The sequence below is a fragment of the Fontibacillus panacisegetis genome (genome assembly GCF_900102215.1).
Classification (GTDB): Bacteria; Bacillota; Bacilli; order Paenibacillales; family Paenibacillaceae; genus Fontibacillus; species Fontibacillus panacisegetis.
This window is the reverse complement of the sequence record NZ_FNBG01000025.1, coordinates 54,736-69,223: the sequence shown is the minus strand read 5'-3', so window position 1 is coordinate 69,223 and position 14,488 is coordinate 54,736. Positions and strand designations below refer to the sequence as shown.

Annotated in this window: 14 protein-coding genes, 2 pseudogenes and 1 other annotated feature; of the genes and pseudogenes, 13 read left to right on the top strand and 3 right to left on the bottom strand. The window is 40.7% G+C overall.

Features of this window, described 5'->3' with window-relative positions:
• The first annotated feature begins 378 nt into the window (after positions 1–378).
• From BLS49_RS18415 to BLS49_RS18360, 12 genes are all read left to right on the top strand, one after another.
• Positions 379–1,521, top strand: coding sequence for a YrpD family protein (locus BLS49_RS18415; protein ID WP_091234139.1), 1,143 nt, complete (start codon positions 379–381; stop codon positions 1,519–1,521).
• Between the two features lie 15 nt (positions 1,522–1,536).
• Positions 1,537–1,986: a copper amine oxidase N-terminal domain-containing protein gene (locus BLS49_RS18410; protein WP_091234136.1), complete on the top strand. Its 450-nt coding sequence runs from the start codon at positions 1,537–1,539 to the stop codon at positions 1,984–1,986.
• A gap of 259 nt (positions 1,987–2,245) precedes the next feature.
• Positions 2,246–2,713 carry a Fur family transcriptional regulator gene (locus BLS49_RS18405; protein WP_091234133.1) on the top strand — a complete coding sequence of 156 codons (468 nt, stop codon included), beginning with the start codon at positions 2,246–2,248 and terminating at the stop codon, positions 2,711–2,713.
• 1 nt (position 2,714) lies between these two features.
• A complete protein-coding gene (yidD, locus tag BLS49_RS18400) occupies positions 2,715–2,969 on the top strand; it encodes a membrane protein insertion efficiency factor YidD (RefSeq protein ID WP_217640070.1) in 255 nt (84 codons plus the stop codon).
• A gap of 58 nt (positions 2,970–3,027) precedes the next feature.
• Positions 3,028–3,286, top strand: a binding site (T-box leader).
• 69 nt (positions 3,287–3,355) lie between these two features.
• Positions 3,356–5,350, top strand: coding sequence for a methionine--tRNA ligase (gene metG / locus BLS49_RS18395; protein ID WP_091234128.1), 1,995 nt, complete (start codon positions 3,356–3,358; stop codon positions 5,348–5,350).
• A gap of 187 nt (positions 5,351–5,537) precedes the next feature.
• Entirely contained in the window at positions 5,538–6,515 is a 978-nt protein-coding gene (locus BLS49_RS18390; protein ID WP_091234125.1) for a metal ABC transporter solute-binding protein, Zn/Mn family, read from the top strand.
• A 37-nt stretch (positions 6,516–6,552) separates the two neighbouring features.
• A complete protein-coding gene (locus BLS49_RS18385) occupies positions 6,553–7,320 on the top strand; it encodes a metal ABC transporter ATP-binding protein (protein ID WP_091234121.1) in 768 nt (255 codons plus the stop codon).
• A 31-nt stretch (positions 7,321–7,351) separates the two neighbouring features.
• Complete coding sequence (locus BLS49_RS18380) at positions 7,352–8,155, top strand: metal ABC transporter permease (RefSeq protein WP_091234118.1); 804 nt, start codon at positions 7,352–7,354, stop codon at positions 8,153–8,155.
• Between the two features lie 49 nt (positions 8,156–8,204).
• A complete protein-coding gene (locus BLS49_RS18375; RefSeq protein WP_091234114.1) occupies positions 8,205–8,918 on the top strand; it encodes a cytochrome c biogenesis CcdA family protein in 714 nt (237 codons plus the stop codon).
• Positions 8,919–9,029: 111 nt separating this feature from the next.
• Entirely contained in the window at positions 9,030–9,455 is a 426-nt protein-coding gene (gene mntR, locus BLS49_RS18370) for a transcriptional regulator MntR (RefSeq protein WP_091234109.1), read from the top strand.
• Positions 9,456–9,606: 151 nt separating this feature from the next.
• On the top strand, positions 9,607–11,277 hold the full coding sequence (locus tag BLS49_RS18365; protein WP_091234106.1) for a family 10 glycosylhydrolase: 1,671 nt from the start codon (positions 9,607–9,609) through the stop codon (positions 11,275–11,277).
• Between the two features lie 71 nt (positions 11,278–11,348).
• Complete coding sequence (locus tag BLS49_RS18360; protein ID WP_091234103.1) at positions 11,349–12,311, top strand: patatin-like phospholipase family protein; 963 nt, start codon at positions 11,349–11,351, stop codon at positions 12,309–12,311.
• 16 nt (positions 12,312–12,327) lie between these two features.
• On the opposite strand, the gene BLS49_RS18355 is transcribed toward BLS49_RS18360, so the two are convergent.
• Positions 12,328–12,573, bottom strand: coding sequence for a hypothetical protein (locus BLS49_RS18355; protein WP_342707218.1), 246 nt, complete (start codon positions 12,571–12,573; stop codon positions 12,328–12,330).
• A gap of 98 nt (positions 12,574–12,671) precedes the next feature.
• Positions 12,672–12,956, bottom strand: a pseudogene (locus BLS49_RS18350) (DUF1385 domain-containing protein); the annotation flags it as partial.
• An 11-nt stretch (positions 12,957–12,967) separates the two neighbouring features.
• Here BLS49_RS18350 and BLS49_RS18345 point away from each other — a divergent pair.
• A pseudogene (locus BLS49_RS18345) lies at positions 12,968–13,528 on the top strand (patatin-like phospholipase family protein); the annotation flags it as partial.
• A 595-nt stretch (positions 13,529–14,123) separates the two neighbouring features.
• Here the strand turns inward: BLS49_RS18345 and BLS49_RS18340 are convergent.
• The gene (locus BLS49_RS18340) at positions 14,124–14,318 is read right to left on the bottom strand and encodes a hypothetical protein (RefSeq protein WP_091234100.1); all 195 of its coding nucleotides are present in this window, start codon (positions 14,316–14,318) and stop codon (positions 14,124–14,126) included.
• Positions 14,319–14,488 lie beyond the last annotated feature (170 nt).

Genomic DNA, 14,488 nt, shown 5'->3' with positions numbered 1-14,488 from the left:
TAAGCCCAAAGTTAGAGTTAGTAATAACATGAAATATCGATAGCTTGATTTTTCGATTCGTAGATTTTTAATAAGTATTTGTAAATTGGTTTGTGGGTAATTATTCTTACCGAGGTAAATTTATGATATATTCTGACTTTTAAGTTCTTTTTTCATCGCCTTCGGTAAAAACAAATATTAAGAATTGTTACAGTTTTTTTGACCTACTATGGTTTTTCGTGGAATAATATTTACATCTTTCTTGAAATAAAAATTGTTTACAGGAATTACAACTATAATAAGGATAAAAAAAGTAGAAAAAAAGGATTACTTTGTCTCAGCGAGTCTCGTCAAAAGATCAGTTTTTTAAATTGTTGATATAGTAGGAGGTATATAATTATGAGGGAAAAATTTAAGTTATTTAACTTGTCAATTCTCTTATGTAGTTTGTTTTTTTCTCCTTTATCAGCGTTAGCGGAAGTTAGTAACGAAAGTGATATTCAAGGAGTAAATGTCTTTCATTTAGAGGAAAAAACGAAGGAATCGCCCGAGAAGATTAGTCAAATAATTACGCAAGCAAAAGAAGTAGTTGAAGAACAAAAAACAGAACAAAGAAAATATAATCTATTAAGAAGTATAAGTACTACGGATGACACATATGCATCGAAACTGAATTATACGTATAATTACATTACATTTGATGATGATTTTATTTATTTCTATGAAGAATCTGTTTCAGGAACTCCAGAACTTCTTATTTATGACAATAAAAATCTATTTACCACTGATAACCAACCCAAATTTCCATTAGCAAGAGCACAAACTGATTTTATTTCTGATGGGGTTGGAGGAAAGATAACTATAACGAAAACAGGTTCGGCTGGAAGTTACCTTAGTACAAGTATGACACTACCTACACTATCTCAAGTAAGCACTAATTTAAGCACTTACACACCTTATAATTATGGTGGATTTGAATACACTTCAACGAACGCCAACTCTATCGGATCTTGGGTAGCAGATATGGGGTTACAATTATATAATAATCTTGGACCATACAGTGACCAATATGGATGGAAACCTGTAGTTATTTTAAAACAACTAACTGCAATATCCACTTGGACACAATATGCTACAGCAATTGACTCTGTTTATAAAGAAGGTCAATATAAAAATGGTTACAAAGTAGGTACATCTCCTGTAATGTATTTTTGGTATAATTATAATGGAAAAGTAAGAATGAAGGTTGATGGTACAACGATTTGCCCTACAAGAACAGGTGAGAAGTTAGAAGATACACATAATATAACTATTATTGAATCTTCTGCTAGTTGGAATATATCTACTATTTCAAGATGGAAAATTTTATCAACTGTGGTGTCTAGTGATAATACAGGAAAAAATAGAGCTGTTTTTTCAAGTATTAAAGTTGATGGAATTGCAGTAGATAGTAGTAACTATGGTAACGCACAAACAGACCAAGCTAGCGTAACAAAATCTGGTAACAATGTAACAATAATTGTAGATTCTGACACATATTAAGGAGTTGTCAGTTCAATGAATTTTTTTAGATTCTCAAAGTGTATTTTTGTTCTAGTTTTTATCATTGGAGTTTTTTATTATCAATCAAATTTTGCTGATGCATCTCGTCAGAATCCTTCAATCTATGTAGGTAATACAAAATTAGATATCGATGCTTCAGTTACTTATAATGGAACCACTTTAGTTCCGTTTCGAGCGATATTTGAGGAATTTGGTATGAAAGTGGCATGGGATACTGAGAATAAAAGTGTAACTGCTACTAACGAGAATTTTACTATAATTTTAACGAACAACTCGCATACAGCATATGTAAATGATAAGGAATATCAGCTAACCCAAGTCCCTTCATTATCGAGGGATGGGAGTTTGGTTGTAAATCTACGATTTATTGCAGAAATTCTTGGACGCGAGGTTGTTTGGGAGAAGACTGATACTGATGCAATCATTTATATCTCATCACAATAAACGTCATCCATTTTTACGGTTTTATATTAACAATAACAGGATTTCTTGTAATTGGATAAGGGTTGCCCTACTTTTGGGCACCCCTTAAAATTTATTACCAAATTAACTACCCATTTGATAACCATATAAATTTGGTAAGTTAACAATTAAACTTGATCCCGAACGCTCTGAACAGTATGCACTCATTGACTAGGCAAATAATTTGGGGCATTATTAAAAGAGACGCATGGATTTGTAGTTCTAGCAGGAGGGATGTCACATGCTGTCGACTGAACAGATTATTGGAGTAATGTCCGCTCAGGGCTTGCGAATCACGGATCAGCGTAAAAGCTTGGCCAAGTTGTTCGCCGAACGAGACGGTTATTTAACCCCTAAAGACGTATATGATTATATGTGTAAACAATATAGCGGGCTCAGCTTTGATACGGTGTATCGCAATCTAAGGGTCATGGAGGAGCTGGGTGTTCTTGAACAGGTTGTGTTTGAGGACGGACTCAAATTCAGAGTTGGCTGCAATAGTGACGGACACCACCATCATCATATGATTTGTTTACAATGTGAGAAGACGTATCCGATCCATTTCTGTCCGATGCCGCTTACGGATGCACCGGAACAGTTTCAGGTCGTAAAGCATAAGTTTGAGGTATTCGGATATTGCAAGGATTGTCGTCCTAAGGAATCGAAAGAGACAAATGAATCTTCCAAGCAGAAAAAAGGTGAATCATGAAATGAGCATTGCTCGTAGAGTCGTGGAAGTCCCGATTCATGTATACCGGAAATTTATTTCACCGCTAAAACCTCCAACTTGCCGATTTTATCCTACCTGTTCTGCTTATGCACTGGAAGCTATCGAAGTGCATGGGGTATTAAAAGGCTCGTGGCTGGCTGCCGTACGAATAGCTAAGTGTCAGCCTTTTCATCCAGGAGGTCTTGATCCAGTTCCACCAAAGCGACTTAAGGGTAATAACAAGGTTCATGGATAGCTGTTTGTGCTTTGTAAGCTTGACATGCTTACTGTCTTTTTTTAATATTAATTTATATAACTTTTCGATGAACGGATAAGTACAAAGACAGAATCCTGTACAGAGAGCCGGGGAAGCTGCAAACCGGTCGGGATGAACTTTGGAAGATGGTCCGGGAGGAACTGTGTTCAAGCCGTACAATCGATGTAAGATGGTAATGGTAAGGGCATAGCGCGAATCCGGCGTTAATGGAGGGTCTGTATGACCGATTGAGCCCGCTTGCTGTGAAGTGACGGGGAATTTGGGTGGTAACACGTGAGAGATCTCTCGTCCCATTAGGGGCGGGAGTTTTTTGTTTGTACAAAATTTGAATAATGGTCATAAAACTTATAAGGAGCTGAACAAAAATGTCAGATAAGAAGACGTTTTACATTACAACCCCGATTTATTATCCAAGCGACAAGCTACATATTGGTCACGCGTATACTACCGTTGCTGGCGATGCAATGGCCCGGTACAAAAGGCTGCGTGGTTACGATGTTCGCTATTTGACTGGGACGGATGAGCATGGACAAAAGATTGAACGTAAAGCTCAAGAAAAAGGGAAAACACCGCAGCAATTTGTAGATGATATTGTCGTTGGCATTAAGCAGCTATGGAGTAAGCTGGATATCTCTTATGATGATTTTATCCGTACCACTGAAGAGCGCCATAAAATCGTTGTTGAAGAAATCTTCGATCGTTTGGTAAAGCAAGGTGACATTTATAAAGGGGAATATGAAGGCTGGTATAGTATTCCTGACGAGACCTTCTATACAGAAACCCAGCTCGTTGACGTTGAAAAAAATGAAAATGGTGAAGTAGTCGGAGGTAAAAGCCCGGATAGCGGTCACCCTGTGGAGCTTGTTAAAGAGGAATCCTACTTCTTCCGTATGAGTAAATATGTCGATCGCCTGCTGAAGTTCTATGAGGAGAACCCGACGTTTATACAGCCAGAATCTCGCAAGAACGAAATGATTAACAACTTCATCAAGCCGGGCCTTGAGGATCTTGCCGTGTCTCGTACTACGTTTGAATGGGGAGTAAAGGTTAAAGGAGATCCAAAACATGTTGTCTACGTATGGATTGACGCTCTAACCAATTACATTACCGCTCTTGGATACGGTTCAGATAATGAGGAGCTCTACAACCGCTATTGGCCTGCAGATGTACATCTTGTAGGTAAGGAAATTGTTCGTTTCCATACGATTTATTGGCCTATTTTGCTGATGGCTCTGGATTTACCTTTGCCTAAAAAGGTGTTTGGCCACGGCTGGCTGCTGATGAAGGGCGGCAAGATGTCCAAATCCAAAGGCAACGTAGTTGATCCGAATATGCTGATTGATCGTTATGGACTTGATGCAACGCGTTACTATTTGCTGCGCGAGGTTCCTTTTGGATCAGATGGATCTTTTACACCGGAAAGCTTTGTGCAACGGGTTAATTCTGATCTTGCCAATGACTTAGGCAATTTATTGAATCGTACCGTAGCTATGGTCAACAAATACTTCAATGGTGAGGTTCCAGCTTATACAGGCGATGTCACATCTTTTGATGCAGAATTGAAGGATACAGCTACGCGAACAGTAGATAAAGTAGAAGAAGTAATGGAAAATCTTGAATTTTCCGTGGCTCTTACAGCAATCGGGGCATTTATCGGCAGAACGAACAAATATATAGATGAGACTCAGCCATGGGTGCTTGCTAAGGATGAAGCGAAAAAAGAAGAGCTTTCTTCAGTAATGGTTCATCTGGTTGAAGCGCTGCGGATTGCATCAATTCTGCTGCAGCCATTCTTGACTCAGGCTCCAGCTAAAATTTGGGAACAGCTTAATATTCAACATGGAGAATTGACTTCATGGGACAGTGTTAGAACATTTGGTTTGGTTCAAGCAGGAACCAGGCTGGGCGCTGGTGAACCGATTTTCCCGCGGCTTGATGCAGACGTAGAAATTCAGTACATCACAGATTCAATGTCTGGTGGTACAATTGACCCTGTATCAACTGAAGTTTCAGTAGCAGAGAAGCCTGAAGTAAAGCCGGAAATCGGTATCGATGATTTTGCCAAAGTGGAGCTGAGAGTAGCTCAAGTAATCGCTTGTGAGCCGGTTCCTAAAGCGGATAAGCTGCTTAAGCTGCAGCTTGACCTCGGCTTTGAACAACGTCAGGTTGTTTCCGGAATAGCCAAGTTCTACAAGCCTGAAGAATTGCTTGGACGCAAGGTCATTTGCGTGACGAACCTGAAGCCAGTCAAACTGCGCGGTGAACTATCCCAAGGAATGATCCTTGCTGCATCGCAAGGGGATCAGTTGACGGTAGCTACTGTGCCAGACTCAATGCCTAACGGTGCGATAGTAAAGTAATTAAATGAAGCAATAACAAGGCTGTCTCATTTAGAGGCAGCCTTGTTGAATAGAACGATTTTTACGTCTGGTTTACAGGCATTTTTCTTCTTTAGAGGATGTAAATTACTGCTTCAGGGTTGACACTAGATTTATAAAAGTTCTATAATCCAACTTGTAATGTTTACGATTAAGGAGATGGAACTGGATGAATTGGTTTTTAAATAAACCCTGGAAATTGACAATGCTGCTACTTTCTTTGGTAGTTGTTTTAGCTGGCTGTGGAAAAAGCGGCGGAGGAGAAATTGTATCAGGCAAGCTGAATGTGGTAACAAGTTTTTATCCGATCTATGAATTCGCAACGACTATAGGCGGTGAAGATGTCAATGTGATTAATCTGCTGCCAGCTGGTGTAGAACCGCATGATTGGACCCCGAGAAGCAAGGATATTATGAACACCTCCAAAGCACAGTTATTTTTGTATAATGGCGCGGGTTTAGAGGGCTGGGTTCCTAATTTCCTGAAAGGCATAGGAAGCGATGCTTCAGTGAAGGCAGTAGAAGTCAGTCAAGGCGTTGAGCTGATCTATACTGACGAGGATGATGGACACAATCATGGTGGTGGCGAAGAAAGCGAAGCACATGAGGAAGAGCATGATGATCACCATATCGACCCTCACACATGGGTGAGCCCAAAATCTGCAAAAGTGATAGCAGAGAATATCAAAAACAGCTATGTTGAAGCAGATCCTAATCATGGGGACAATTATGAAGCGCGTTACGAAGAACTGAGCAAGAAGCTTGATGAACTGGACAACAAGTTTGAGAGCGAGCTATCCAAGACACAAAAGAATGAAATTGTCGTATCACATCAGGCATTCGGATATTTGTGCCGTGATTACGGTCTTACTCAGTATGCTATTATGGGTTTGTCACCCGAGGCAGAACCAAGAGCTCAAGATATTGTAGTTTTGTCAAAGATCGTGAAGGAAAAAGGGATCAAGTATATTTTCTTTGAAGAATTGGTTTCGGATAAACTTGCGAAGACACTAGCTGGAGAGGCAGGGGTAGAAACTCTGGTTCTAAATCCTGTAGAGGGGCTTACATCTGCACAGGAGAAGGCCGGGGACAATTACTTTACCCTTATGGAGAAAAATTTGCAAAATCTTATTCTGGCACTACAATAAAGAGAGGATTTTTTACTTAACGAAAAGGACGACCCATATGAATTCTGAAAATGCTTCAACCTCAACAGGGGCTTATTGCCATGACAATATTATTGAGCTGGATCATGTCTCGTTCTCCTATAAAGATCAGAAGGTTATCACTGATTTTAGCTTTGTGATCAAGGAGAGGGATTTTGTAGGCGTAATCGGCTCTAACGGTGCAGGTAAAACTACTTTAATGAAAATGATGGTTGGTCTGCTACAGCCTGTACAAGGCGAGATTCGACTATTTGGAGAACCGATCAGGCGGTTTCAGGATTGGGAGCGCATAGGCTATGTGCCGCAAAAAAACTCCTTTAATCCGCTGTTTCCTGCTACGGTTCGCGAAGTAGTATTGTCCGGCTTATATAGCAACAAAAAAATTTTTAAACGTGTCGGTCGAAGTGACCAGCAGAAATGTGATGAAGCGTTAGAAGTCATGCGTATTACGAATATTGCCGACAAACGAATTGGACAGCTGTCCGGGGGACAGCAACAGCGTGTATTTCTGGCGCGAGCGCTCATAAATCAACCGGATTTACTTATTTTAGATGAGCCTACCGTGGGAATTGATGCACAGACACAGGCCGATTTTTTCGAATTGATAAAACATATGCATGCCCATCATCACATGACTTTTTTGATGGTATCCCATGATATTGAAATGATCGAAGGATATTTGGGCACAGAGCCTCGTGATCAGTGTGGAGCGATTAATTTTTATGTGCGTCATTCACATGATCAGGATTGCTCTAAGCCGGGTTTACAGCACTCGATCAAAAAATGATGGAAGCTATATTTTATAGGAGATGTGGTTTGTGGAGATATTGACTGCTGATTTTTTTCAAAGAGCGCTGACAGGAGGGCTGCTAATCGGAATTACAGCGCCCCTGATCGGCATTTTTCTTGTATTACGCAGGCTATCCATGATTGGAGATACTTTGGCGCACGTGACAATCGCAGGGGTAGCGCTAGGATTTCTAACAGGGATTTATCCAATTGCGGTGGGACTTGTTTTTGCTGTTGTGGCATCCTTTGCTATTGAAAAGCTGCGAAAAGCGTATAAAGGTTATGCCGAATTGTCGATAGCCATTATTATGGCCGGAGGAGTGGCCCTGGCTTCGTTGTTCTTCACACTTGGCATGGGTTACAATAATGATGTAATGAGCTATTTATTCGGCAGCATCTATACCCTAGATACTACCGATTTGTACGTAGTGGGAGCGGTAACTGTTGTAGTCGTAATTGTGATCACTCTATTTTTCAAAGAAATGTTCCTGCTCACCTTTGAGGAGGATGCTGCTTCTGTAAGCGGCTTACCGGTGAAGATGCTAAATCTTCTGATTACTGTGATGACCGCGCTTGTAATTAGTACAGCAATCAAAATCGTCGGCGCTCTGCTTGTCTCTGCATTACTGACAATACCTGCTGCCTGCAGCTTGCTAATCGCCAGAAGCTTTAAGCAATCAGTTGTTTTTTCTGTTATTATCGCGGAAATTGCTGTAGTTATCGGACTGATGGCTGCCGGGATCTGGAATCTAGCACCTGGTGCTACGATTGTACTTTTGCTAATCGCAATGCTAATATTAACACTGATTGGTAAAAAGGGTTTTTCTGCTTGATTGATGCAATAGTTGAGTCGACATATAAATAAATGCTGTGGGGGTAGTTATGTCCGATATTAATGTATGGGTTGCATTTGGAGCGGGCGTGGCTTCCTTCATTTCACCTTGCTGCTTGCCGCTGTATCCGTCGTATATATCATATATTACAGGCATGTCTGTCCAGACATTGAAAACGGAGCAGAACAGAAGAGATGTACGATTCAAAACCTTGACGCATACGCTGGCCTTTATCCTTGGATTCTCAGTAGTGTTCTATACACTTGGTTTTGGCGCAGGACTGTTTGGTGATTTTTTCAATCAGAATCGGACCCTTATTCGCCAGCTTTCGGCTATCCTCATTATTTTAATGGGACTTTTTTTGCTAGGTATTTTCCAGCCTCAATTTTTATTAAAAGAGAGGAAGCTGAATTTCAAATTTAAGCCAGCTGGATACATAGGTTCCTTTATTTTTGGTATAGGGTTCTCTGCAGGCTGGTCGCCTTGTGTGGGCCCTATTCTGGCGAGCATTATTGCCTTGGCGGTTAGCGAGCCGGGAACATGGGTTAGTATGATTACTGCTTATACTGTTGGCTTTGCTTTGCCTTTTTTTATACTTGCCTTTTTTATTGGTTCTACGAAATGGATTCTTCGTTATTCCGGGATCATGATGAAGGTAGGCGGAGCGTTAATGCTGCTGATGGGGGTATTGTTATTTACCAATAAAATGGCGCAAATTACGATATGGCTGCAGCAGTTAACTCCGGAATGGCTTAAATTTTAGAATGACCGATACACTTGCCAACGAACAAGCATAACATGTATCATTAACAGAGTAGCGGTATCATCATGAGAGAATTCCGCGTCAACTCAGCTGAAAAGAGGTAATCATTAGATGCCAACGCCCAGTATGGAGGATTATTTGGAGCGTATCTACAAATTGATCGACGAAAAGGGATATGCCCGGGTGTCCGATATTGCGGAAGGTTTGGAGGTTCATCCGTCTTCCGTCACCAAGATGATTCAAAAATTGGACAAAGACGAATATTTGATTTATGAAAAGTATCGCGGATTAGTATTGACGAGTAAAGGCAAGAAGGTAGGTAAACGACTTGTTGATCGCCACCAGCTTCTAGAGGAATTTCTGGAGCTTATCGGTGTCGATCCTGATCATATTTATAAGGATGTCGAAGGAATCGAGCATCATTTAAGCTGGGATTCCATTACTTGCATTGCTACTTTGATCGAATATTTCAAACGTGACGAGTCCAGATTAGAGGAGCTTAGAGGCGTACATCAAGAGCTTTTGGGTGAATCGTAAAATGAGCATCTGCCCAGCAAAGGCAGATGCTTTTTTAATGTTCTTTTTACTATTTTTCTATTAAACCGCAACTCTAGTATGAAAGTTAGCGTTAGAATAAAGTAGCAGTTATTTTACGAATTTACATTATAAAAGTTTTTGGAGGTAACAGATGAAATTACGTACATGGCTTATTCCTCTTCTTGTTATGATGATGATTATCCCGATGGTTGGCTCTCCGAAGGCTGGAGCTGCATCAGCGAAGGAAATCCAAATTTATCTGGATGGAGCTTTAGTTCCTAGTGACACATCACCTTACATCAAGCCCAAGGAGAATGTAACGATGGTGCCGCTAAGAGTAATCAGTGAAGGTTTGGGAGCGCGGGTTGAGTGGTCTCAGCAGACTAAAACAGCAGTTATTCAAAAGGACAACAATACACTCGTTCTTGTGATCGGCAAGAAGACCGCTGAAGTAAACGGAGAACAAGTTGGTCTGGATGTTTCCGTTGAAAATGTGAATGGCCGCACGATGGTGCCTATTCGTTTTGTCAGTGAACAGCTAGGATTGCAGGTGATTTGGAATCAGAGTCTTCGGACAATTACTCTTGTATCCTCGGGACCAACGAATAATGGAGGTGAGGATGATACAACTTCAGAGCCCTCACAGCCTTCACAGCCTTCACAGCCATCCAAACCATCCACAGGAGAGAACGGCTCTGGAACCTCGGCTAAAAAAGAGATGAGGGGTGTATGGGTATCAACAGTATCCAATCTTGATTGGCCTAGTAATAAATCATATGGCAATATTGAGTCTCAGAAGGCGGAGTACATCGCTTTGCTGGATGATGTTCAGGCTATGGGCATGAATGCAGTATTTGTTCAAGTACGGCCATCAGCTGATGCTATATATCCTTCAAAGCTGGTTCCTTGGTCAACCTATCTGACAGGTACGGCTGGAAAAGATCCTGGATATGATCCACTTCAATTTTTGATTGAGGAGACACATCGAAGAGGGATGGAATTTCATGCATGGTTCAATCCGTTCAGAGCTAGCACGGGCACGGATACTACAAAACTCCCGGCTAATCACGTAGCGAATGAACATCCTGACTGGATTGTGAAGTTTGGCGGTAAGCTGTACATTAATCCCGGAATACCGGAAGCTCGTGAGCATATAATCAGCGCAATAATGGAAGTTGTTAACGGATATGATATTGACGGGGTTCATTTGGATGACTATTTCTATCCGACAGGTGAGACTGCATCTAGCAAATTTAATGACGATAGTACATTTTACAAATATAATTCCATGAAGCTGAGTAATAAAGGAGATTGGCGCAGGGACAACATTAATGACTTTGTTCAAAAGCTGGGAGGTACAGTTCATCAGAAGAAACCAAACATATCATATGGTATTAGTCCGTATGGTGTTTGGAGAAATCAGGCTAGTGACGTTACTGGCTCTAATACCAAGGCAAGCGTTTCAGCTTATGATAGTACCTATGCCGATGTGCGCAAGTGGATTCAGAACGAGTGGGTTGATTATGTTACACCGCAGATCTATTGGAGCATGACACGGACAATCGTTCGATACGACATATTAGCTGACTGGTGGGCGAACGAAGTCAAAGGAACGAACGTGAAGCTGTACATCGGTCATGCGCCATACAAAATCAGTACACCTGAAATTGGGTGGAACAGTGCACAAGAAATAATTGATCAGCTGAAGTATAACGAAAATATTTCAGAAATATCGGGCAGTATTTTTTTCAGTGCAAAAGATTTAAGAAGAAATCCATTAGGACTCATTCCATTATTGCAATCATATTATGTAAATGACTAATTAAATAGCATATAAACAGCCCACGTTATCATACATAAGCAATAAACTTGTGTATGGATGGGGGTTTTCTAGTGTTAATCAACGGTGTATTTGAGGGTGGTGGTGTTAAAGGAATATCGTTGGCAGGAGCGGTAAAAGGGGCTGAAGAGCAGGGATTCTGCTTTCATCGGGTCGCTGGTACATCTTCAGGATCAATCGTAGCTTCACTTATTGCAGCGGGATACAGAGCTGAGGAGATGAAAAAGATCATTCTGAACACTTCGTTTACTCATTTTCTGAAGAGATCGGCATTTTTTAATGTAGCTATGGTTGGACCGGCGCTGCGCGTTTTACTAAAAAAAGGACTATATTCGGGTGAAGCGCTGGAACAGTGGATAAGGCAAATTTTACTTGAAAAAGGGGTACGTACATTTAGTGATTTACCATCAGGGAAATTGCGGATTATTGCTTCAGACATTACGAGTGGTAGAATTCTCGTGCTGCCGGATGATTTGGAACGAATCAGCATAAAGCCTGGAAGCTTTGAAGTTGCTCGTGCAGTGCGAATGAGCTGCAGCATCCCATATTTCTTTGATCCAGTGCTGCTGAGGCTACCGCCAAAGCAATCTAAAGGCAAGCCATTTTCCGAGCAGTTTTTGCATATTGTTGATGGCGGGCTGTTAAGTAATTTTCCGCTATGGCTGTTTGACCGCGATCATAGAGTGGATAGTGGGGAATTCATTCCAACGGTTGGATTTCAAATGGTGGGAAAAAACGGCAACCAGCCTTATGTTATTAAAGGTCCGTTTTCAATGCTTCAGGCGCTGGTGGAGACGATGCTATCGGCACATGACGAGAGGTATATTGAGCAGTTTAATCGCTATCGGACGGTTAAAATTCCAACCTTGGGAATAGGAACGACACAGTTTGATATTGAACAAGAAGAAAGCCTGCTGCTTTATGAATCCGGTCTAATATCCGGTAATCGCTTCTTTGGCGACTGGAATATTCAGTATTACGAAGCGCAATTCAAAAAGTATCAGCAGGCTAAATAAATTATGTTATTGATGCTTAATGGTACTTTGGATAGTCATCATCGTTTTTCCCTTTTTGACCATCGATGACCTGAAAAGGATAATGTTTTCGTTTAGTCGTCGTATTGGTGGAATTGCGTCGTTCAGCTGCAACTTTGGCCATTGTTCGAGCGGATGGCTTAACCTTGACTTTAGCATTGTTCTTTCGATATTTTTTCGGTGGAAATTTGTACAGCAGGAACACAATCCCGAATATAAGGACCGGAATCAGAATGGAACTCATATGGATTCCACCTCTGAGAAACAGCCCATCTAATATCGCGAAAGCTGCCAACAGGATCGCAGTTCCAAAATATGATGGTCTGTTTTTTCATGCCTTCATCATCCTTTCACGGGATCTAAAGAAGAATGGCTAGCTTCTGAAAGAAGAAGACCGTTGCTTTCCTCCAGGCTGGCATCCAATTCTAGCATGCGATTGAATGAAGCGATGGATACTTCTACTTGCTCGTCATTTGGTTCTTTCGTAGTGAGCAATTGCAGCCATAGTCCTGGATACCCCAGATATCTGAGAACCGGGATTTCACGAACTGCATTAGTAATACGAAGCAGCTCAAAGGATAAGCCGATTACGATTGGGAGAAGTAAAATACGAATGTACATACGTTCTCACACATTAGTTGATCAATGGTGTATTTGAGGGTGGTGGAGTTAAAGGAATCTCGTTGGCAGGAGCAGTGAGAGCTGCTGAAGAGCAGGGATTCTGCTTTCATCGAGTCGTGGGTACAATCATCAGGGTCAATTGTAGCTTCACTTATTGCGGCGGGATACAGAGCTGATGAGATGAAGGGGATTTTCCTGAACACTTCTTTCACGCATTTTTTGAAAAGATCGGCTTTTTTTAATATAACTTTGATAGGACTCGCACTATGCATTTTACTAGAAAAGGGATCCGTACTTTTAGTAACTTGCCAAAAGGAAAATTACGGATTATTGCTTCCGACATTACGAGTGGCAGAATTCTTGTACTGCCAGACGATTTGGAACGGATCAGTATTAAGTCGAAAGGTTTTGAAGTTGCTCGAGCAGTGCGAATGAGCTACAACATACCATATTTTTTTGATCCAGTGCTGCTGAGGCTGCCGCCAAAACTGTCTAAAGGTAAACCGTTTTCTGAGCAGTTTTTGCATATTGTTGATGGCGGATTGTTAAGCAATTTTCCATTATGGCTGTTTGATCAGGATCACAGAATAGATAGTAGGAACTTCATTCCAGCGAAATGGTAGGCAAAATTTTTACGATGCTATCTCGTGAGCGCCTAGCCCTGAACTTCTGATAAAACATCGTTCAGCAAGCTAGATTTACCAAACCTTATCAGTTTAAAACAAATATAGTATATACATAAATTTCCTGTTATTTTATGCTATAATAGATTAATATAGAAAAAAAAGGAGGTAATGTATGAGGGTGTATATTATTGTGAATTGTATCACTTAATTAATCAAGAGGCGTGGTATGACAAAATGGTTACTTGCTTCAATATAAACGATATCACTTTGATAGATCTTTGTTAATTGACCATTACAATCAATCACGATGATCTTCCGTTTATTTCTTTTATCAATAATTTTAACTAGTTATATAGCAAGTCTGCTAACATCTATAGGTTTCATTAGATAACCCATTACCTCTACAATATACTCCCTCGGTTACTCGATGAGAATTAACTGTAATAAATATAATTGGCACCATATTGCACGTGTTTCGAATGTGATGAGCTAAGTCACGCCATTCATTTTTTGCTCACCTTACTCGATTTTTCCATATGCCCGATCCTCAACCAGAATAAAGTCTGGATTTGCGATCCTCGCCTATCGGACCGTCATGTTTAGATCCGATACTTTCAATCACCTGTTGGGGTTGTCCATATTCAGGATAGAAGGCGACATGCAGTTTAATTCCTGCCCGATTGCCATGATTAGGAGCCCAAGGAAGACGCATCTTTCCAACGGTAATTGTCGTTGAATCCATGAGCAAAAGCTCCTTCAGGAATGTCAATTTCCGTTTCCTGAATGCGGTTACATTATTGAATCAAATAGTGAAAGCATCTTTTGATTAATTCGAACGGGACCTTTTTATTGGTTAATTAACAGGATTTAAAAAATGTATTAAATGCATAAATATGGACTATCCATTAGTAG